The following is a 17,029-nucleotide window of genomic DNA, read 5'->3' on the forward strand; positions in this document are numbered from 1 at the left end:
TCGGCCCTGTTCAGTCGTCCTTCGTGGACCCCGCGTCCTTCGCGTCCTTGGTCGCCTTGGCGCGCTTCGGCTTGCCCGAGGCCGCCATGCCCGCCGCCGTCGGCATGAAGTCGGCGAGGAGGTCGTGGGTCTCGCGCACCAGCGGGCGCAGCAGCCGGAAGCGGGAGAGCGAGATCGCGCGGGCGGTGACCGGCGCGAGGCGCTCGACGAGCCGACGGCTGTTGGCGCAGCCCTCGGAGCGGTCGTACACCCAGAACAGCACCAGGCCCATCTGCTGGAGCCAGAGCAACTGGGGGAGCGGCTCGGCCAGTTCGGGGTCGATCTTGACGTTCGCCCCGGCGATGACCCGGCGGTGGACCTCGATCGCGGCCTCGCGCGGGCCCTCCGACTCGGGGGAGAAGGGGCTGAGCGGGCTGTCCGGGTCGGCGGCGTTCTTGAAGAACTGGGACGCGAACTCGTGGTACGGCTCGGCGATGTCGAGCCAGCCGAGGAGGACCCCGCGGATGCGGGCCGTGAGGTCCTTCTCGTCGCTGTCCAGGATGGCTTCGACGGCCGACTGGTGTTCCTCGGCGATCCGGTCGTAGAAGCCCTGGACGAGGTGTTCCTTGGACGCGAAGTAGTAGTACGCGTTGCCGACGGAGACCCCGGCCTCCTGGGCGATGGCCCGCATGGTGGTCTTGTCGTAGCCGCGTTCCTTGAAGAGCCGGAGGGCGGTTTCGAGGATCAGCGTGCGGGTCTGCTCGCTCTTGGCGACCTTGGGCTGCGCGGGGCCCTCGGCGGGCTTGTCTTCCTTCACGTCCTTCACGGCCCCGAGCCTAGCCGGGCGCGCCGGGTGCTTCGCAGCGCCCGTCCTCGCAGCGCCCGTCCTCGCGGGCCGGTCCGCCGGCCTTGATCGCCTCGCGCCACTTGGCGGCGGCGAGGACGGTCGCCCGGGCGACCGGCCGGCCGGCCGGGGTGGCCAGCCACCGGGCCTTGGGCCGGTGGTCGGCCAGGGCCCAGAGGCAGACGATCCAGGCGGAGGTGGAGGTGTAGATCTGCCCCCGGTCCCCGATCGCGGTGATCTCCTTGAGGGTGGCCGCGTGGTCGAGGCCGGGGAAGCGGCGCCTGGCCTCCTGAGAGGCTGCCGGGACGAGGTCGAGCGGCACCAGTTGTCGCTGCCGCAGGAGCCAGTGCCGCAGATGGACGCAGAGCGGGCAGTCGGCGTCGTAGGGCACGGTGAGGCGGTGTACGGGGGTGCCGGTCCGGCTCATCGGTCCCACCTCACGCCCCGGCGACGGGCGGTGCCCAGGGGCCCTTGGGGGTGGGGCCGGTCCAGCCCTGCGGGGGCACCGGCGGGACCTGTTCGCGCTCCATGACGCCCCGGCGGCGGATCTTGTTGAGGACGTAGACGTTGCCGAGGTGCATCACGCCGAGGACGAGGAGGACCACGCCGAGCTTGACGGAGAGGGCCTCGAAGAGGGCCCGGGCGTCGGCGACGGCCTCGTCCTGGCTGAGGTAGAGGGCGACGAAGCCGAAGTTGACGAGGTAGAAGCCGACCACCAGAAGGTGGTTCACGGCATCCGCGAGCTTCTCGTTCCCGTGCAGGACGTCGGCGAGGAAGATCCTTCCGTTGCGGCTGAGCGTGCGGGCGACCCAGACGGTCAGGGCCACGCTGATGACCAGGTAGGCGATGTACGCGACGACAGTGAGGTCCATGCCCCACCCTCCTTTGAACGCGTTCAAATAGGTTCTGGGCATGACTGTAGACCCCCACTTGAACATGTTCAAGTGGGGGTCTGTGGGTGGTGCTGTACGGCCGAACTCCCGCTCGGCTGCCGCTACTCCGGGCCCGCGCCGCCCTCAGGTCCTGCGCCGCCCTCCGGTCCCGCATCGGCGCCACGGACACGAACTGGGCCACGTCCCGCAGCGCCTCCGACAGCGCGAGAGGCGGTACGTCGGTCAGCGCCGCCGCCGCCCAGGCGCCGCGCGACGCGGCCGAGGCCGTGGCCCTGCGCCGCTCGAAGCGGACCGCGCCCGTGCGGCAGAGGGACGCGATCCCGGTCTCGCGGCTCTCCGCGTCGACCAGCTCGACAGGGAGCAGCGCCCGCCAGAACACGCCCTCGCCGACCGGTACTTCACCCGCGCGAGGCAGCTCCCGCACCATCTCCGAGGAGTAGCCCTCGCGGAAGAAGCCCAGATGGTCGCCGGTCCAGCCGCGCTCGGCCAGCAGCGCCCTGGCGCGGGCGTAGTGCAGGACGCGGCCGGCGAAGCGGTCGGCACTCGCCCCCGCGGCCACCTCGGCCGGGGCGAGCGGGTACGTCGCGCGGAAGACCTGCTGGAACGGCTGAGCCTGCTCCCGCCCCGTGAACTCGCCCCGCCACTCGGCCATCTCCTCACCGTCCGCCCGCAGCGGATGCCACAACCGCAGCCGGGCCCCCGGGGCGACCGGCAGCGCGGTGCCGTCCGCGCCCGCAAGGGCCCAGCCGCCGCCGGTCCGCTCGGGCAGCCCGGCCGTCCAGCGCCCGTCGCCGTCGGCGTCGGCCTCCCAGAGCAGCGCCCGGGCGACGGCGCCGGTCACCGGATGGTCGATGTAGTACCGCTCCCAGTCCGCCGTCGGCCACGTCGTCCCCGCCGCCAGATGGTCCTCCAGACGGGACCGCTCCACGGCCAGCAGGGTCCGCAGCTCCTTGAACCCGGCGCGCAGCGGCGCAAGCCGCTCTCCGTGCGCCTCCCGGACCGGCTTCGGCGCGGACTTCAGGATCCGGCCCTCGGGGCCCCGGAACGACAGCGAGGCCGCGCCGGGCTCGCTCACCGCGAGGACCGCCGTGTACGCCCCGAGCGCCTCCTCGCGCACCCCGCGCGCGTCGAGCCCGTGCGCCGGGACACCGCGCTCGCGCAGCATCGACGGCGTCAGCCCGGCCCGTCCGGCGACGGTCTCCAGGGCCTTGGCGGTCGCCTTGAGCACCGTCCGGTTGCGGACCCTCCCCCGGACCCGCCCGAGCCACTGGACGGCCTCCTCGGCCCGCGTGCCCTCGAACTCGCCGAGCACCGCCACCGCGGTCGAGGCCAGCGTCTGACTGCGGCACTCGCCCCCGGAGCCGCCGAGCCCGGTGCCCGCGTGCAGGGCGACGGCCCCGGCCGCCGGCGCCGCCCACGGCGCGTCCAGATCGAGCGCGGCCCACAACAGCCCCCGTATCAGACAGGTGTTGGTGTCACCCGCGATGCCCCGGACGGTGATCCCCCAGGGATTCAGGTCGGCCACCGTGTGCTCGGGCTGCGCGGCGATCCCCTCCAACAGCCGCCGCACCAGCTCCGCACCGGACTCGGCCTCCGCCAGGAGCGCCGAGGCGCGCCTGCGCCAGGTCCGGGTCGCCCTGACCTTCTCCAGCTGCACACAGTGCGTCAGGAACGCGGTCACGCCCCTTCCCGCCAGCAGCTCGGCGTGCACGGCCCGCATCGCCGGGCCGTACGCGTCGAGACCGTCGAGAACGTGGCGCGGCAGCCGGCCCTCGACGACAGGTGTCTCCCGCCGCAGCAGGGCGTCGATCCTGTCCCGTGTCCCAGCGAACTCGTCGGAGACGTGGACCCGCAGGTCCTCCGCCGTCCGCCGCAGCGCCCTCAGGCGGGGCCGGTCGCACTCCTCGACCTGCTCGGCCGCCGAGAGCGCGATCGGCACCAGCACCATGAACCTGTCCCGGAGTTCGTGCGGGGAGACCTCGGCCTCCGGGCCCGCGAGGCGCCCGAGCAACAGGTCCGACTCCGCCGTCGACCAGCCGAGCTCTTGGCCCGCCAGCCGCTCCAGGGCCTGATCGAGCAGCGGCTCCCGGCGCATGCACGCCCTCCGGTGCATCACCAGCGCCCATTCCCGCCGCTCCACCGGGTCCGCCGCCTCCGTGAGCGCCAGGACCGCCCCGCCTCCGTGCCCCCCTGCCTCCCCGGACTTGTCCGCATCCAACGCCGCATTCAGCCTGAGCCCCAGGCTCGTGGTCCCCACCATGCGTACGACGGTAGGGGACGCCGCTGACAACGTGAGCACGAAGGGCCCGCGACGTACGATCGACGCATGGAGCCGACCGAGCCCGAGCCGACCGAGCCCATCCCGCGCGACTGGACCGACGAGCATGTCGCGCGCTGGCAGCCGGTCCTGCCCGGCCTCGACCCTTCCGTGGAGGGCGCCGTCACCCGGATGAAGAAGCTCTCCGTCCATCTGCGGCGGGTCCGCGAGCAGTCCCTGGTCGACTTCGAACTGGAACGCCACGAGTTCGACACGCTGCACAAGCTCGCAGGACGGGGCGGCAGCGCCGCCCCCTCCGAGCTGGCCCAGGACCTCGACCTCGCCCCCGCCTCGGTCACCGGCCGCCTCGACGTCCTGGAGCGGCGCGGCTTCGTCCGCCGTACGTCCTCCACGACCGACCGGCGCCGGGTCGTCGTCGAACTCACCGCCGCCGGCCGGGAGACCTGGCGCGGCGCGATGGACGTCCTCGGCCACGAGGAGGACCGGCTGCTCGGCGTCCTCGACGAGGACGAGCGGACCCTGCTCAACGACCTGCTCCGCCGGATCATGCTGGTCGCCGAGGAAGGCCCGCCCGGCCCTCCCTGGCACGGCTAGAGGCCCTGGCGACCCGCCCACGATGACCCCGGTACGCGTTCCCTAAGCGCCTCCGGCCACCCCCTCCCGGTACCCCTTGAACGCCGCCCCCACGATCCCCAGGATCCGCTCCGTCTCCCGATCCGTGTCCTTCCCCGTCGTGAGCGTGGAGTAGACGACGACACGGCCCAGGCCCGGAGTGGCGAACACCCCGCTCGTGTAGCCGCGGTTGGTTCCCGTCTTGCCCCAGACGACGGGCCCGCCGCCGGGCGCCGGGGTGCGCATCAGGCCGCCGAGGCTGAAGCGCGCGTCCGGTATCGGCGGCACCGTGAAGAGCGCCGCCCGTTCGGCCGGACGGTGCAGTCCGCCCCGCATCAGCACGTTCATGAAGCGGGTCAGATCGCCGGACGTGGAGACGAGACCGCCCTCGGCCCACGCCCAGTCGTCGGCGGGCAGCCGTGTGCGGCGCAGTCCGAGCGGCCGCAGGATCCGGTCGCGGAGCTCCGCCTCGTACGACCGGCCCGACACCTTCTCGACGAGGAGGCCGGCGAGGAAGTAGTTGACCCCGTTGTACTGGGCCGTCGTGCCGGGTGGCGTCGGCGTCCCGCAGGAGACCGCCGACCGCACGACCTCGACCGGCGTCCCCGGCCGGACGCACTCCGGCTTCTGCAGCCCACTGGTGTGGCTGAGCAGCTGCCCCACGGTGATCGGCGCGTACGAGCGCGGCAGGAGGCCCGGGAGGTGCGCCTGGACCGGGTCGTCCAGCGACAGTCGCCCCTCGCCGACGAGCTGGAGCACGAGGGCGGCGGTGAACAGCTTCGTGACGCTCCCGACGGCGAACTCGCCGGCGGACGGTCCGTCCACGGGCGCCGTCCACTCACCGGCGGTCCCGGTCCACCGGCCGTCCCGCCCGCTGATCCGGACCATCGCCCCGCGCACGGAGGGCTCGGGCAGCCCGGCCAGAGCGGCTCTCAGGGCGGCGATGTCGACCTGGCCGTCCACGGCGGCGCTCCGTGTCCACGACGGTGCGGCAGCCGAAGCCGGCGCGCTCGTCGGGCCGAGCACCGCCACACCCACGAGGGCCGCCCCCGCCGCGACCAGGGCCGTCCAACGCGCCTTACCGGCAACCGAGTTCGTCCGCCTGCTCGGCCACGTGCTAGTCCGTGCGTTCGTCCTTGAGTTCGTCATGGATCAAGGTTCCCGCCGGAGGCCCGCCCGGACCATCGGGGACACCCCTCGCCGCACCCGGAGGCCACCCCGACGCCACCCGGATCCGCGAACCGCCCTCGCCCCTAGGAGCCGTCACATCCTCTGCCCCTGAGGAACCGTCACACCTCTCGCCCCCCGAGGAACCGTCACATGCTCAGCGAGCGCGCGTAGTTCAGCTGGCCCATGACCCAGTGGATGGTCTCCGGCCCCCTCGCCGGGACCATCGTGGAGTGGTGGCGGCCACCGCTCGTGACCGTGACCTGGATGAAGCCGGTCGTCTGCTTCTCCTTCATCAGCAGGAACAGCAGACCCAGCAGGCACAGCACGAAGAAGATGACGGCCAGCACGATCGCGACCGTCGGGATCTTCTCCTCCGTCCGCGACATGTCCATCGCGTTCCACACCGCGCCCCTGAGCGGCATCGGACCGGCCGGGGTGATGATCTGGTCCCCGACGACCGTGATGTCGCCCAGGCTCAGCAGTGGCGCGCCCCCGGCCATCCCCGCCGGCGGGTACTGCGGAGGCACCGGCAGACCGGCCGCGAGGGTCGGCTCGTAGCCGCCAGGCGTCCCCGCCTGCGGATACCCGTAACCCGGCGTCCCCGCCTGCGGGTAGCCGTACCCCGGAGTCCCCGGCTGCTGGTTGGGACCCCACTTGTACTCACCGTCCGCGTAAGGATTCGGCTCGCTCATCTCTCTCCCCGTTCTCTCCTGCGACGGCCACGACGACAAAGCCCGCTCCTGCACGCAGAGCGTACAGAAGCGGGCTTCCCCACATGGGGCAGGCGACCGGCCAGGTGTCAGAAGCGACGCGTGATCAGCGCGCGCTTCACTTCCTGGATGGCCTTCGTGACCTCGATGCCACGCGGGCAGGCGTCCGTGCAGTTGAACGTCGTGCGGCAACGCCACACGCCGTCCTTGTCGTTCAGGATCTCCAGGCGCTGCTCGCCCGCCTCGTCACGCGAGTCGAAGATGAAGCGGTGCGCGTTGACGATCGCGGCCGGGCCGAAGTACTGCCCGTCGTTCCAGAACACCGGGCAGGACGACGTGCACGCGGCGCACAGGATGCACTTGGTGGTGTCGTCGAAGCGCTCGCGGTCCTCGGCCGACTGCAGACGCTCACGCGTCGGCTCGTTGCCCTTGGTGACCAGGAACGGCATGACGTCCCGGTACGCCTGGAAGAAGGGCTCCATGTCGACCACGAGGTCCTTCATCACCGTGAGGCCCTTGATGGCCTCGACCGTGATCGGCTTCTCGGGGTTGATGTCCTTGATCAGCGTCTTGCAGGCGAGCCTGTTCTTGCCGTTGATCCGCATCGCGTCCGAACCGCAGATGCCGTGCGCGCACGAGCGGCGGAACGTCAGCGAGCCGTCCATGTCCCACTTGATCTTGTGAAGGGCGTCGAGGACACGCTCCTTCGGGTCGATCTCGATCTGGAAGTCCTCCCAGACCGACGCGTCCGACACCTCGGGGTTGAAGCGGCGGATGCGCATGGTGACCGTGATGTACGGGGAGGCGGCGGACTCCGCCTCGACCTTGTCCAGTACGGGGGTAGCCATCAGTACTTACGCTCCATCGGCTGGTAGCGGGTCTGGACGACCGGCTTGTAGTCGAGACGCACGGTCTCGGAGCCGTCCTCGCCGACCTCGCGGTACGCCATCGTGTGGCGCATGAAGTTGACGTCGTCGCGGTTCGGGTAGTCCTCGCGGTAGTGACCACCGCGGGACTCCTTGCGCGCCAGGGCCGAGACGGCCATGACCTCGGCCAGTTCGAGCAGGTTGCCCAGCTCGATGGCCTCCAGGAGGTCGGTGTTGAAGCGCTTGCCCTTGTCCTGGATGGACACGTTCTCGTAGCGCTCGCGCAGCTCGGCGATCTTCTCGACGGCCGTCTTGATGGTCTGCTCCGTACGGAACACCATCACGTTGGCGTCCATCGTCTCCTGGAGCTCACGGCGGATGTCGGCCACCCGCTCGCTGCCCGTGGAGTTGCGCAGCTTGTCGATCTGCGCGACGACGAGCGCCTCCGGGTCCTCCGGAAGCTCGACGAAGTCGCTCTTGGCGGAGTACTCGGCGGCGGCGATGCCGGAGCGCTTGCCGAAGACGTTGATGTCGAGCAGCGAGTTGGTGCCGAGGCGGTTGGCGCCGTGCACCGACACGCAGGCGACCTCGCCGGCCGCGTACAGGCCCGGGACGACGGTGGTGTTGTCCGCCAGGACCTCACCCTCGACGTTGGTCGGGATGCCGCCCATGGCGTAGTGCGCGGTGGGCTGGATCGGGATCGGGTCCGTGTACGGCTCGATGCCGAGGTACGTACGGGCGAACTCGGTGATGTCCGGGAGCTTGGCGTCGAGCTGCTCCGGCGGGAGGTGCGTCAGGTCCAGGTAGACGTGGTCGCCCTCGGGACCGCAGCCGCGGCCCTCGCGGATCTCCGTGTAGATGGAGCGCGAGACGACGTCACGGGACGCGAGGTCCTTCATGACCGGCGCGTACTTCTCCATGAAGCGCTCGCCGTCCTTGTTGCGGAGGATGCCGCCCTCACCGCGGGCGCCCTCCGTCAGCAGGATGCCCATGCGCCAGATGCCCGTCGGGTGGAACTGGAAGAACTCCATGTCCTCCAGCGGCAGGCCGCGCCGGTAGCAGGCCGCCTGGCCGTCACCGGTCAGGGTGTGCGCGTTGGAGGTCACCTTGAAGAACTTGCCCGTGCCGCCGGAGGCGTAGATCACGGCCTTGGCCTGGAAGATGTGGATCTCACCGGTGGCCAGCTCGTACGCGACGACACCGGCGGACTTCTTGACGCCGTCGACCTCGGTGATCAGCTGGTCCAGGACGTAGAACTCGTTGAAGAACTCCACGCCCTCCTTGACGCAGTTCTGGTACAGCGTCTGGAGGATCATGTGGCCGGTGCGGTCCGCGGCGTAGCAGGACCGGCGGACCGGGGCCTCGCCGTGGTTGCGGGAGTGACCGCCGAAGCGGCGCTGGTCGATGGTGCCGTTCGGGGTCCGGTTGAACGGCAGGCCCATCTTCTCCAGGTCGAGGACGGCGTCGATGGCCTCCTTCGCCAGGATCTCTGCGGCGTCCTGGTCGACCAGGTAGTCACCGCCCTTGACCGTGTCGAAGGTGTGCCACTCCCAGTTGTCCTCCTCCACGTTGGCCAGCGCGGCGGCCATGCCGCCCTGCGCGGCGCCCGTGTGGGAGCGGGTGGGGTAGAGCTTCGTCAGGACGGCGGTGCGGCTGCGCTTCGTCGCCTCGATGGCGGCGCGCATGCCGGCGCCACCGGCGCCGACGATGACGGTGTCGTACTTGTGGATCTTCATGACGTGGATTACCTCAGCCCCGTGCCTAGCGGATGTTCGGGTCGAAGGTGAAGATCACCAGCGTGCCCAGAAGGATGGTGAACACCGTGGCGGTGTACAGCAGGCCCTTGAGCCACAGGCGCGTGTTGGCCCGCTCCGCGTAGTCGTTGATGACCGTGCGGAGGCCGTTGGCGCCGTGCAGCATGGCGAGCCAGAGCATCAGGAGGTCCCAGACCTGCCAGAACGGCGAGGCCCAGCGGCCGGCCACGAAGGCGAAGCCGATCTTGGAGACGCCGCCGTCGAGGAAGAGCTGGATCAGCAGGTGGCCGAGGACCAGGACGACGAGGACGATGCCCGAGAGGCGCATGAAGAGCCACGCGGCCATCTCGAAGTTGCCTCGGGTCGCCCGCGGCGTCTTGCCGGTGCGCTTGCGGGGGGCCTCGATGTACGGGGCCGGGTTGTCCACGTCGTAGTGGGCCGCGCCCTCGACGGGACCGATCGCGGAAGTGGTGTCAGCAGACATGTCTGGCGTCAGCTCCCGAACAGTTCACGTGCGGCGTGGCCGAGGACGGGGTAGATCGAACCCGCCATCAGCACGACCCAGATGCCCACGACGGTCCAGAGCATCTGCTTCTGGTAGCGCGGGCCCTTGGACCAGAAGTCCACGGCGATGACCCGAAGGCCGTTCAGCGCGTGGAAGAGGATGGCGGCGACCAGGCCGTACTCGAGGAGTGCGACGATCGGCGTCTTGTACGTGGCGACCACTTCGTCGTAGGCCTCGGGGGAGACGCGGACGAGAGCGGTGTCCAGCACGTGTACGAACAGGAAGAAGAAGATGAGGACGCCGGTGACTCGATGAGCCACCCAGGACCACATTCCTTCCCGGCCGCGGTACAGCGTTCCAGCCGGCACGGAAAAACCCTCCGGGAGCGGGGATCAGGGTCGGCCGGCTTCAGTGTCGGTCTGACCCGGCCGGGTACGGTCCACCGGCCCTGGTCATCGTAGCGACGACTTGTCGGTTCGCTCGCGCGGGGTCCATAGGTGTGATCAAAGAGGCACGGAAGGACTACGGACGGGCTATCACCTCGCCCCGAATCACCGCATTCCGGACGCCCGGGCGGGTGTCGGGTGTGTCTGTACGGATGCCTGTACGGATGTCCGTGCGGATGCCGGTACGGGTGTCTGTGCGGGCGGGTGTGCGGATGCCTGCGCGGACGCCGGCACGCGCGCCGCGTGCGCGCCGAGGCGGTGGGCCAGCCGGGCGCGGGTCAGCCGGCGCAGCTCGTCGGCGGCGACCACCCGCTCCTCGTCCGGCTCGTTCGCGAGCCGGGAGCGGATGCCCGCGAGGACCTGGTCGAGGCGTTCCCCGGGGCGGACGCCGTCGAGGCTGATCACGAAGGCGTGCCCGAAGCGGCTCTCGTACGCGGCGTGGGCGGCCCGCAGCGCGGTGTGCGCGGCGAGCGGCGCGTCGGGGTGGGGCGTGGCCGAGCACTCGGCGGCGAGCGCCTCGTCGCGGTCGGCGGCGGACAGGTCGTACCCGGCCTCGTCGGCGGCGGCGAGCAGCGCGTCGAGCGTCGGGTACGGGCGGTGCGCGGTCACCCGTTCGGCCCAGCGGGGGCTGTGGCAGCAGGTGAGGAGGAGCTCCCGCGCGCCCTCGGCCGGGAGCGCGTTGAAACGCGCCAGCGGGTCGCCCTGCTGGGCGGGTATCGCGGGGGCGGTGGCGGGGGTGGCGGCGGAGCCCAGGTTCCGGTTCCGGGAAGGGGCGCGGGTGTCGCTGGTCAGCGTGGACTCCGGGAAAGATGGGGTGGGTGTGACTCAACGTTATCGATGGGGAGCGAGAACCGTCCGAAGGATGCGCGAATTTCACCCGGAAGGGAGAGTTTCGGAACGTGTGCGTGACGTTCGGTCGCCCGTTGTCGGGGTCCCGTGGCCCCGAATGGCCCCGTCCCGCCCGCTGAGGGAGGATTCCGAGTGATGCGCTACGCCATACGAAGGCCCCACGCGGGCCCCACCGTCCTCGCGGCCGCGCTGGCCCTGGCCACCGTGACCGCCTGCTCCAGCGGCGCCTCCGACGGCCCGGCCGGACCCACATCCGGCGCCGGAACGCCGTCCGCCGCCACCAGCGCGCCGACGAGCACGCCGCCGCCGAGCCCGACGCCCACCCGGACGTACCCCCTCTCCACCGCCCCGCTCACCGTCCCCGCCGTCCGCTCCCACGAAGCAGCGCGCGGACCGGGCTGGCGCCCCACACCCCAGGCGGGGGTCGTGGTCGCGGCCGGCAGCGAGGGCCTCGCCGACGAGGGCCGGCTGCTCGCGGGGGAGCTCAAGATCGCGTACCGGGGCGCCGTGCCGGCCCGCGCGGGCGACGTCGAGCTGGCCCTCGGCGGCGCGGGCGCCCCCGAGTCGTACACGCTCACCACCCGCGACGACCGGGTCCGGATCACCGGCCCCGACCAGGCGGGCGTCTTCTACGGGACCCGCACGCTCAAGCAGTCGGTGAAGGGCTCGGGCGCCATGCCGGAGGGCACGGTCACCGACGCGCCCGCCAAGCCGCAGCGCGGGCTGAACCTGGACATCGCGCGGAAGTTCTTCACGGCGGCGTGGATCGAGGCCCGGCTGCGCGAGATGGCCGACCTCAAGCTCAACCAGTTCGGCCTGCACTTCTCCGACGACCAGGGCTTCCGCATCGCGTCGGACACCCACCCCGAGATCGTCTCGGCCCAGCACCTCACCAAGGCCGAGGTGCGCCGGATCCTCGCCCTCGCGCAGACCCTGCACATCACCGTCGTGCCCGAGATCGACTCGCCCGGACACCTCGGCGCCGTGCTGCGCGCCTACCCGGAGCTCCGGCTGCTCAACGTCCAGGGCGTGCCGCGCCAGGGCGCCATCGACATCTCCAAGCCCGCCTCGGCGAAGCTCGTGGACGAGCTGCTGCGCGAGTACGCGGCCCTCTTCCCGGGCGGCTGGTTCCACGTCGGCGCCGACGAGTACCAGGCGCTGACCGTCCGCGACCCCGCGGCCTCCTACCCGCAGCTGGCCACGGCCGCCCGCGACAAGTACGGCCCGCAGGCCGGCGTCCAGGACCTGGCGGAGGGCTGGCTCAACGACCGCGCGGCGGTGGTGCGCTCCACGGGCAAGGTGGCGAAGGCCTGGAACGACGGGTTCTTCCGGGGCGGCGTCGTCAGCGCCGACAAGCGCATCGAGGTCGAGTACTGGACCGGCAAGGAGATCGGGGCCCGGCCGCCGATCGAGTACCTCCAGGAGGGCCGGCCGGTCGTCAACCTGAACGACGAGTTCCTCTACTACGTCCTCGGCGAGCCGAACCAGTTCACGTACCCCACCGGCCGCCGGATCTACGAGCAGTGGACCCCGCGGGTCCTGCGCGGCACGACCCCGGTTCCGGCACGGTACGACTCCCAGATCCTGGGCGGCCGGTTCGCGGTCTGGTGCGACCTGTCCCGGGCGCAGACGCAGGCGCAGGTGGCGGACGGGATCCGGATGCCGCTGACGGCGACGGCCCAGAAACTGTGGGACGCCAGGACGCCGACGGCGAGTTGGGCCGAGTTCCAGGCACTCGCGGTGAAGGTGCGCGGCTGAGCGGCGGCGCTCACCGGTGTACGGCGGTTTCCCCGTGGACGGGTCCGTTCCGCTCGCGTACGGTCACTCCGCCACGGCCGCGCGGCCGTGGCGGCGCCTCGGGGAGGGGCGTCGATCACCTGTGGGGGTTCGCTCGACCATGCTCCGCAATCCCGTCGGCCTTTCGTACGCCGTCGTGACGCTGCTCGCGACGCTCGCCGTCGCCGATGCCGCTCTCTTCGTCTCGGCCCTCGACGTGCGGCTTCTGATGACCGGCAGCCTGGAGGACCACCCCGAGCCCGCGGGCTTCGCGCACATGGGCGTCGATGTCGTGTCGGTGCTCCAGGCGCTGATCCAGCTGGCGCTCGTCGTCGTCTTCCTCGTCTGGTTCCACCGGGTCCGCAAGAACGCCGGGGTCTTCGCGCCCGATGTGCACCGGGGCGGTCCCGGCTGGGCCATCGGCGCCTGGTTCGTCCCGATCGCCAACCTCTGGTGGCCGCGGAGTGTCGCGGCGGGCACGTGGCGGGCCAGCCGCCGGGACCCCTACGGCGACCAGAAGGTCGCCGGGGAGTCGTTCACCGTGCTGAACCTGTGGTGGGTCTGCTGGATCGTGACGGATGCCGCGAGCTTCTTCGCGACCGCGGTGTACGACGACGCGGACACGGTCGAGGAGTTCACGGCGGGGGCCGGCCTCCTCATGGGAGCGGCCGTCCTGGACATCGTCGCCGCCGTCCTCGCGATCCTGTTCGTCCGTCGTCTGACCTCTATGCAGCACAGCAAGGCCACTGGCATGATTCCGGCCGCGTAGTGACGAAATCACGCCAGGTGGCGCAGTAAGAGGCAGTGCCGCGACCGCGACGGGAGGCCTCGATGAGCCTGCTGGAACTGATCGACCGGGCCGACGAGCGCAGTCTGGCGGCTGCCGGGCTCGCCTGTCTGGACCGCTGTCTGCCGCTGCTCGCCCCCGAGGGAGGGGACGTGCTGCGGCCCGTCTGGGCTGCGGTGGCCCGGGGCGACGGCGAGGCGTGGGGCGAGGCGGTCGCCAAGGCGCGGGTGGACCTGGACGGCACCGGCGCGCAGGGCGCGGCCGCCGGGCTCGTGCGTGAGATGCTGGGCACGGCCCCCGCCGAGTGGGCCGAGGACGTGCTGCGGGTCTGGGCCGCCGGATGTTCCGTCAGCGCGCTCGCCCTGCACGGACGGTACGAGGCCGCCGAGGTCACGGACGAGCTGATCGAGCGGTGCCGCACCGGTGACTCGACCGGGGCCGGTCCGCTCCTCGCGGGCGAGCTGCGCCGGCAGCAGGCGGTCCTGGAGTCGGTCGCCCACGGGCCGACCGGTCTGCGCAGGGCCCGCGAACTCTCCACGGAGGGCGGCCGGGTGCTCCGCGCCGTCGTCTCCCGCCGGGCCCGTACGGCCTGACGCGAACGGGGCGGGTACCCGATGGCACCCGCCCCGCCCCCCGTGCCGCTGCTCCGCCCGTACCGCGCTACTCCGCCGGCTTCACCGCGAGCTGGTCGATGGTGGCCGCGATGTCCGTCTCCGCCCGCGCCTTGTCGAGGCCGAGGCCCGTCAGGACCCCCTCGCCGTCCTCGAACTCGAGCAGCGCGAGCAGGACGTGCTCGGTGCCGACGTAGTTGTGGCCGAGCCGGAGCGCCTCGCGGAAGGTCAGCTCGAGCACCTTCTTCGCCGCCGCGTCGTACGGGATGAGCGCGGGCACCTCCTCGGCCGCCGGCGGCAGCGTCGGGGCGACCGCCGCGCGCAGCGCCTCGGGCGTCACGCCCTGCGAGGCCATCCAGAGCACCGCGAGCCCCTCGGGTTCGGCGAGCAGGCCGAGGGCCACGTGCCCGGGGGCGATCTCGGCGTTCCGGGCGGCCGAGGCCTCGTTCTGGGAGGCCACGACGACGTTCCTGGCCCGCGGGGTGAAGCGGCTGAACCCGGCGTTCGGGTCCATCTTCTCGGTGTCGGGGTCCTTGGGGACGAAGCGCTTCTGGGCCGCCTGACGGGTGACGCCCATGCTCTTGCCGATGTCGGTCCAGGAGGCGCCGGAGCGCCGGGCCTGGTCGACGAAGTGCCCGATCAGATGATCGGCCACGTCGCCGAGGTGGTCCGCCGCGATCACCGCGCTCGACAGCTGGCCGAGCGCGTCGGCGTCGCTCTTCTTGATCGCCGCGATGAGGTCGTCGAGCCGGACGGGGATGGTCATGCCCACGGGGTTCGTCATGAGTGCAACCCTAGGTTGACAGTCCAGTGGTGTCAACCATCAGTTGACAGTCGGCGGGTGTGCGGGGGCACGGAAAGGCGACCGCGATCTGCGGCAAGGGTCGAGGAGGGGCCCTGAGCTGGGCGGAAAAGGAGGACGACCGGGGCCGCCACCCCCCACAGGAGAGGCCCCGGTCGTCGTCCGCGGAGCCGCAGCACGGCCCCGTACTCCGTTCAGCGCCATACAAGCGATTTCTGTCACACCACCGCCGATGTCCCAAGTTGGTTGCAGGTTGCACAAAGAGGGGACGTACGTGGACGCTGTGGCCGAGAAGCACGTAGCGTCTGCTGGGTGCCGACCGGTACGGCGGTGGTGACCAGCCGTGATGACGAACAAGGGTGGGGAGTGCTGGGGGAGGACGCGGAGCTGACGGCCGCGGTGCTCGCTGCGCAGGACGGGAACGAGGACGCCTTCCGTACTGTGTACCGCGCCGTGCACCCACGGCTGCTGGGCTACCTGCGCTCGCTCGTCGGAGACGCCGACGCCGAGGACGTCGCCTCCGAGTCCTGGCTCCAGATAGCCCGCGACCTCGACCGCTTCAGCGGCGACGCGGACCGGTTCCGCGGCTGGGCCGCCAGGATCGCCCGCAACCGCGCGCTCGACCACATCCGGATGCGCGGCAGACGCCCCGCGGCCGGCGGCGACGAGACCGAACTCACCGACAAACCCGCCGAGTCCGACACCGCGGACGAGGCACTGGAAGCACTCGCCACCGGCGACACCATGCACCTGATCGCCCAACTTCCGCAGGACCAGGCCGAGGCCGTGGTCCTCCGGGTCGTCGTCGGCCTGGACGCCAAGAGCGCCGCCGACACCCTCGGCAAGCGCCCCGGCGCCGTACGGACCGCGGCCCACCGGGGCCTGAAGCGGCTCGCCGAACTGCTCGGCGCCGAGGGCGACGGCGGCGCCGCTCCCCTCGGGGGCGTACCGCCGCAGCGCGGTCGCAGGCCGGGGGCCCAGACCCCCGGTGGTGTGACGCAATCGCGCGCGCGGACGCAGAAGGACATGTGATGGCCGACGAGCAGGACCGGTGGCTCGACCAGGAAGCCGCGGAGAGTCTGTTCCGCGGCGAAGCGGTCGATCCCGTCGACGATCACACGCGCGCCGAGGCCGACCGCCTGGCCCGGGCCCTCGCCGAGATCCGCCCGGCACCCCTTGCCCACGCGGTGGACGTCGAACTCCCCGGTGAGGCCGCCGCCCTGGCCGCCTTCCGCGCGGCCGCCGCCGAGCGCGGCGCCACCGTACGGTCCGCAGCCCATGCCTCGTACGTCCCCCACACCACGGCGTCGGCCGTCGCCGAACTCGGCGCGGTACGGATCAGCCGGGCACAGAACGCCCGACGGTGGGGCCGCTCGCTGCGGTACGGACTCGCGGCCGCGGTCGCCGCGGTGGCGGTCGGCGGGGTCGCCGTCGCCTCGGGCTCCGGCATGCTGCCGTTCACCACGGACGGCCCGACCCCGGCCGGTTCCGTGTCCGCCGCGGACACCCCGGGGCCGGTCTCCTCGTACTCCCCGGACTCCTCGCAGGCGCCGGGACCGCACGTCGACACGGTCACGCCGTCCGCGCCCCACACCGACGACCACGGCTCGCCCGGCGCGTCCCCCTCCTCGCCGGCCACCCCCGCGCCCTCGGCCACGACCGGCTCCGGCGACGGTACGGGCGCGCCCGACGGCACGGGCGGCCGGGACGGCACGGGCGACGGCACTCCGAAACCGGAGAAGAGCACCAGCCCGGCGGACAAGGACGGCGACAGCTCGGGCGCCAAGATCGTCAAGGCCTGCAAGGACTTTCGCGCGGGCCGCATCGACGAGAGCGCCAAGCGTCGGCTGGCGCAGTCGGCGCGTACCGGCGAGACCGTGCGCCGCTTCTGCGACCGGATCCTGGCCGAACCCGAGCGCTCGGACGGCACGGGCGACGGCGGCTCCCGGGGCGACGACGGCGGGTGGAGCGACAGCCGGACCGTGGACCGCACCGCCGCGCTCTCCGCGACGCCCGCCCGGGTCATCGCCCGGAACCAGGCCTCCACCCCCGCCCCCACCCGCCTCGGGGACCTGCTCGGAGTCCCCTCGATGAACACGGTGTGACACTTTTCGGCCGGTCGGCGCAGTACAGAGTGAGCCGACTGG

Annotated in this window: 16 protein-coding genes and 2 pseudogenes; 6 read left to right on the forward strand and 12 right to left on the reverse strand. The window is 72.0% G+C overall.

Going from position 1 to position 17,029, the window contains the following annotated elements; all coding sequences use genetic code 11:
- Positions 1-10: 10 nt before the first annotated feature.
- From ACF09C_RS33025 to ACF09C_RS33040, 4 genes and pseudogenes are all read right to left on the reverse strand, one after another.
- Entirely contained in the window at positions 11-805 is a 795-nt protein-coding gene (locus tag ACF09C_RS33025) for a TetR/AcrR family transcriptional regulator (RefSeq protein WP_392096839.1), read from the reverse strand.
- Between the two features lie 10 nt (positions 806-815).
- Entirely contained in the window at positions 816-1,250 is a 435-nt protein-coding gene (locus ACF09C_RS33030) for a thiol-disulfide oxidoreductase DCC family protein (RefSeq protein ID WP_392096841.1), read from the reverse strand.
- Positions 1,251-1,260: 10 nt separating this feature from the next.
- A complete protein-coding gene (locus ACF09C_RS33035; RefSeq protein WP_392096984.1) occupies positions 1,261-1,695 on the reverse strand; it encodes a hypothetical protein in 435 nt (144 codons plus the stop codon).
- Positions 1,696-2,200: 505 nt separating this feature from the next.
- A pseudogene (locus ACF09C_RS33040) lies at positions 2,201-4,102 on the reverse strand (DUF4132 domain-containing protein); the annotation flags it as partial.
- Here ACF09C_RS33040 and ACF09C_RS33045 point away from each other — a divergent pair.
- Positions 4,043-4,588: a MarR family winged helix-turn-helix transcriptional regulator gene (locus ACF09C_RS33045; protein ID WP_392096843.1), complete on the forward strand. Its 546-nt coding sequence runs from the start codon at positions 4,043-4,045 to the stop codon at positions 4,586-4,588. The pseudogene ACF09C_RS33040 and the gene ACF09C_RS33045 sit on opposite strands and share 60 nt — an antisense overlap.
- 42 nt (positions 4,589-4,630) lie before the next feature.
- On the opposite strand, the gene ACF09C_RS33050 is transcribed toward ACF09C_RS33045, so the two are convergent.
- The 7 genes and pseudogenes from ACF09C_RS33050 to ACF09C_RS33080 all read right to left on the reverse strand — a co-directional run.
- Positions 4,631-5,569 (reverse strand): serine hydrolase domain-containing protein, encoded by a 939-nt coding sequence (locus ACF09C_RS33050; RefSeq protein ID WP_392096845.1) that lies wholly within the window; start codon positions 5,567-5,569, stop codon positions 4,631-4,633.
- Positions 5,570-5,922: 353 nt separating this feature from the next.
- Positions 5,923-6,468 (reverse strand): hypothetical protein, encoded by a 546-nt coding sequence (locus tag ACF09C_RS33055; protein WP_392096847.1) that lies wholly within the window; start codon positions 6,466-6,468, stop codon positions 5,923-5,925.
- Between the two features lie 107 nt (positions 6,469-6,575).
- Positions 6,576-7,334, reverse strand: coding sequence for a succinate dehydrogenase iron-sulfur subunit (locus ACF09C_RS33060; protein ID WP_352191934.1), 759 nt, complete (start codon positions 7,332-7,334; stop codon positions 6,576-6,578).
- A complete protein-coding gene (sdhA, locus tag ACF09C_RS33065; RefSeq protein ID WP_392096849.1) occupies positions 7,334-9,088 on the reverse strand; it encodes a succinate dehydrogenase flavoprotein subunit in 1,755 nt (584 codons plus the stop codon). Before sdhA ends, ACF09C_RS33060 begins: the two co-directional genes overlap by 1 nt.
- Positions 9,089-9,113: 25 nt before the next feature.
- The gene (locus ACF09C_RS33070) at positions 9,114-9,590 is read right to left on the reverse strand and encodes a succinate dehydrogenase hydrophobic membrane anchor subunit (protein ID WP_329116889.1); all 477 of its coding nucleotides are present in this window, start codon (positions 9,588-9,590) and stop codon (positions 9,114-9,116) included.
- An 8-nt stretch (positions 9,591-9,598) separates the two neighbouring features.
- Positions 9,599-9,979, reverse strand: coding sequence for a succinate dehydrogenase, cytochrome b556 subunit (gene sdhC / locus ACF09C_RS33075; protein WP_189948009.1), 381 nt, complete (start codon positions 9,977-9,979; stop codon positions 9,599-9,601).
- Between the two features lie 330 nt (positions 9,980-10,309).
- Positions 10,310-10,810: pseudogene (locus tag ACF09C_RS33080) on the reverse strand (2-oxo-4-hydroxy-4-carboxy-5-ureidoimidazoline decarboxylase); the annotation flags it as partial.
- A 231-nt stretch (positions 10,811-11,041) separates the two neighbouring features.
- Between ACF09C_RS33080 and ACF09C_RS33085 the strand changes: the two are divergent.
- The 3 genes from ACF09C_RS33085 (at position 11,042) to ACF09C_RS33095 (ending at position 14,062) form a co-directional block, all read left to right on the forward strand.
- A complete protein-coding gene (locus ACF09C_RS33085; protein ID WP_392096851.1) occupies positions 11,042-12,664 on the forward strand; it encodes a glycoside hydrolase family 20 protein in 1,623 nt (540 codons plus the stop codon).
- A gap of 139 nt (positions 12,665-12,803) precedes the next feature.
- The gene (locus tag ACF09C_RS33090; RefSeq protein WP_392096853.1) at positions 12,804-13,451 is read left to right on the forward strand and encodes a DUF4328 domain-containing protein; all 648 of its coding nucleotides are present in this window, start codon (positions 12,804-12,806) and stop codon (positions 13,449-13,451) included.
- Positions 13,452-13,513: 62 nt separating this feature from the next.
- Entirely contained in the window at positions 13,514-14,062 is a 549-nt protein-coding gene (locus ACF09C_RS33095; protein WP_362413660.1) for a hypothetical protein, read from the forward strand.
- A 67-nt stretch (positions 14,063-14,129) separates the two neighbouring features.
- Here the strand turns inward: ACF09C_RS33095 and ACF09C_RS33100 are convergent, their stop codons facing one another.
- Positions 14,130-14,864, reverse strand: coding sequence for a Clp protease N-terminal domain-containing protein (locus ACF09C_RS33100; protein ID WP_392096855.1), 735 nt, complete (start codon positions 14,862-14,864; stop codon positions 14,130-14,132).
- Between the two features lie 384 nt (positions 14,865-15,248).
- Between ACF09C_RS33100 and ACF09C_RS33105 the strand changes: the two genes are divergently transcribed.
- Together ACF09C_RS33105 and ACF09C_RS33110 are read left to right on the forward strand one after the other, a co-directional pair.
- Complete coding sequence (locus ACF09C_RS33105) at positions 15,249-15,914, forward strand: RNA polymerase sigma factor (RefSeq protein ID WP_392096986.1); 666 nt, start codon at positions 15,249-15,251, stop codon at positions 15,912-15,914.
- Positions 15,914-16,987, forward strand: a complete 1,074-nt coding sequence (locus ACF09C_RS33110) for a hypothetical protein (protein ID WP_392096857.1) — start codon at positions 15,914-15,916, stop codon at positions 16,985-16,987. Before ACF09C_RS33105 ends, ACF09C_RS33110 begins: the two co-directional genes overlap by 1 nt.
- Positions 16,988-17,029 lie beyond the last annotated feature (42 nt).

The organism is Streptomyces sp. NPDC014870, assembly GCF_043081505.1.
In the GTDB taxonomy this organism is placed as follows: Bacteria; Actinomycetota; Actinomycetes; order Streptomycetales; family Streptomycetaceae; genus Streptomyces.

Bases quoted from the DNA above. Each gene is read 5' to 3' on its own strand.
- ACF09C_RS33030 (WP_392096841.1), bottom strand. From the start codon at position 1,250: ATGAGCCGGACCGGCACCCCCGTACACCGCCTCACCGTGCCCTACGAC.
- ACF09C_RS33035 (WP_392096984.1), bottom strand. From the start codon at position 1,695: ATGGACCTCACTGTCGTCGCGTACATCGCCTACCTGGTCATCAGCGTG.
- ACF09C_RS33045 (WP_392096843.1), top strand. From the start codon at position 4,043: ATGGAGCCGACCGAGCCCGAGCCGACCGAGCCCATCCCGCGCGACTGG.
- ACF09C_RS33055 (WP_392096847.1), bottom strand. From the start codon at position 6,468: ATGAGCGAGCCGAATCCTTACGCGGACGGTGAGTACAAGTGGGGTCCC.
- ACF09C_RS33060 (WP_352191934.1), bottom strand. From the start codon at position 7,334: ATGGCTACCCCCGTACTGGACAAGGTCGAGGCGGAGTCCGCCGCCTCC.
- sdhA (WP_392096849.1), bottom strand. From the start codon at position 9,088: ATGAAGATCCACAAGTACGACACCGTCATCGTCGGCGCCGGTGGCGCC.
- ACF09C_RS33070 (WP_329116889.1), bottom strand. From the start codon at position 9,590: ATGTCTGCTGACACCACTTCCGCGATCGGTCCCGTCGAGGGCGCGGCC.
- ACF09C_RS33085 (WP_392096851.1), top strand. From the start codon at position 11,042: ATGCGCTACGCCATACGAAGGCCCCACGCGGGCCCCACCGTCCTCGCG.
- ACF09C_RS33090 (WP_392096853.1), top strand. From the start codon at position 12,804: ATGCTCCGCAATCCCGTCGGCCTTTCGTACGCCGTCGTGACGCTGCTC.
- ACF09C_RS33095 (WP_362413660.1), top strand. From the start codon at position 13,514: ATGAGCCTGCTGGAACTGATCGACCGGGCCGACGAGCGCAGTCTGGCG.
- ACF09C_RS33100 (WP_392096855.1), bottom strand. From the start codon at position 14,864: ATGACGAACCCCGTGGGCATGACCATCCCCGTCCGGCTCGACGACCTC.
- ACF09C_RS33110 (WP_392096857.1), top strand. From the start codon at position 15,914: ATGGCCGACGAGCAGGACCGGTGGCTCGACCAGGAAGCCGCGGAGAGT.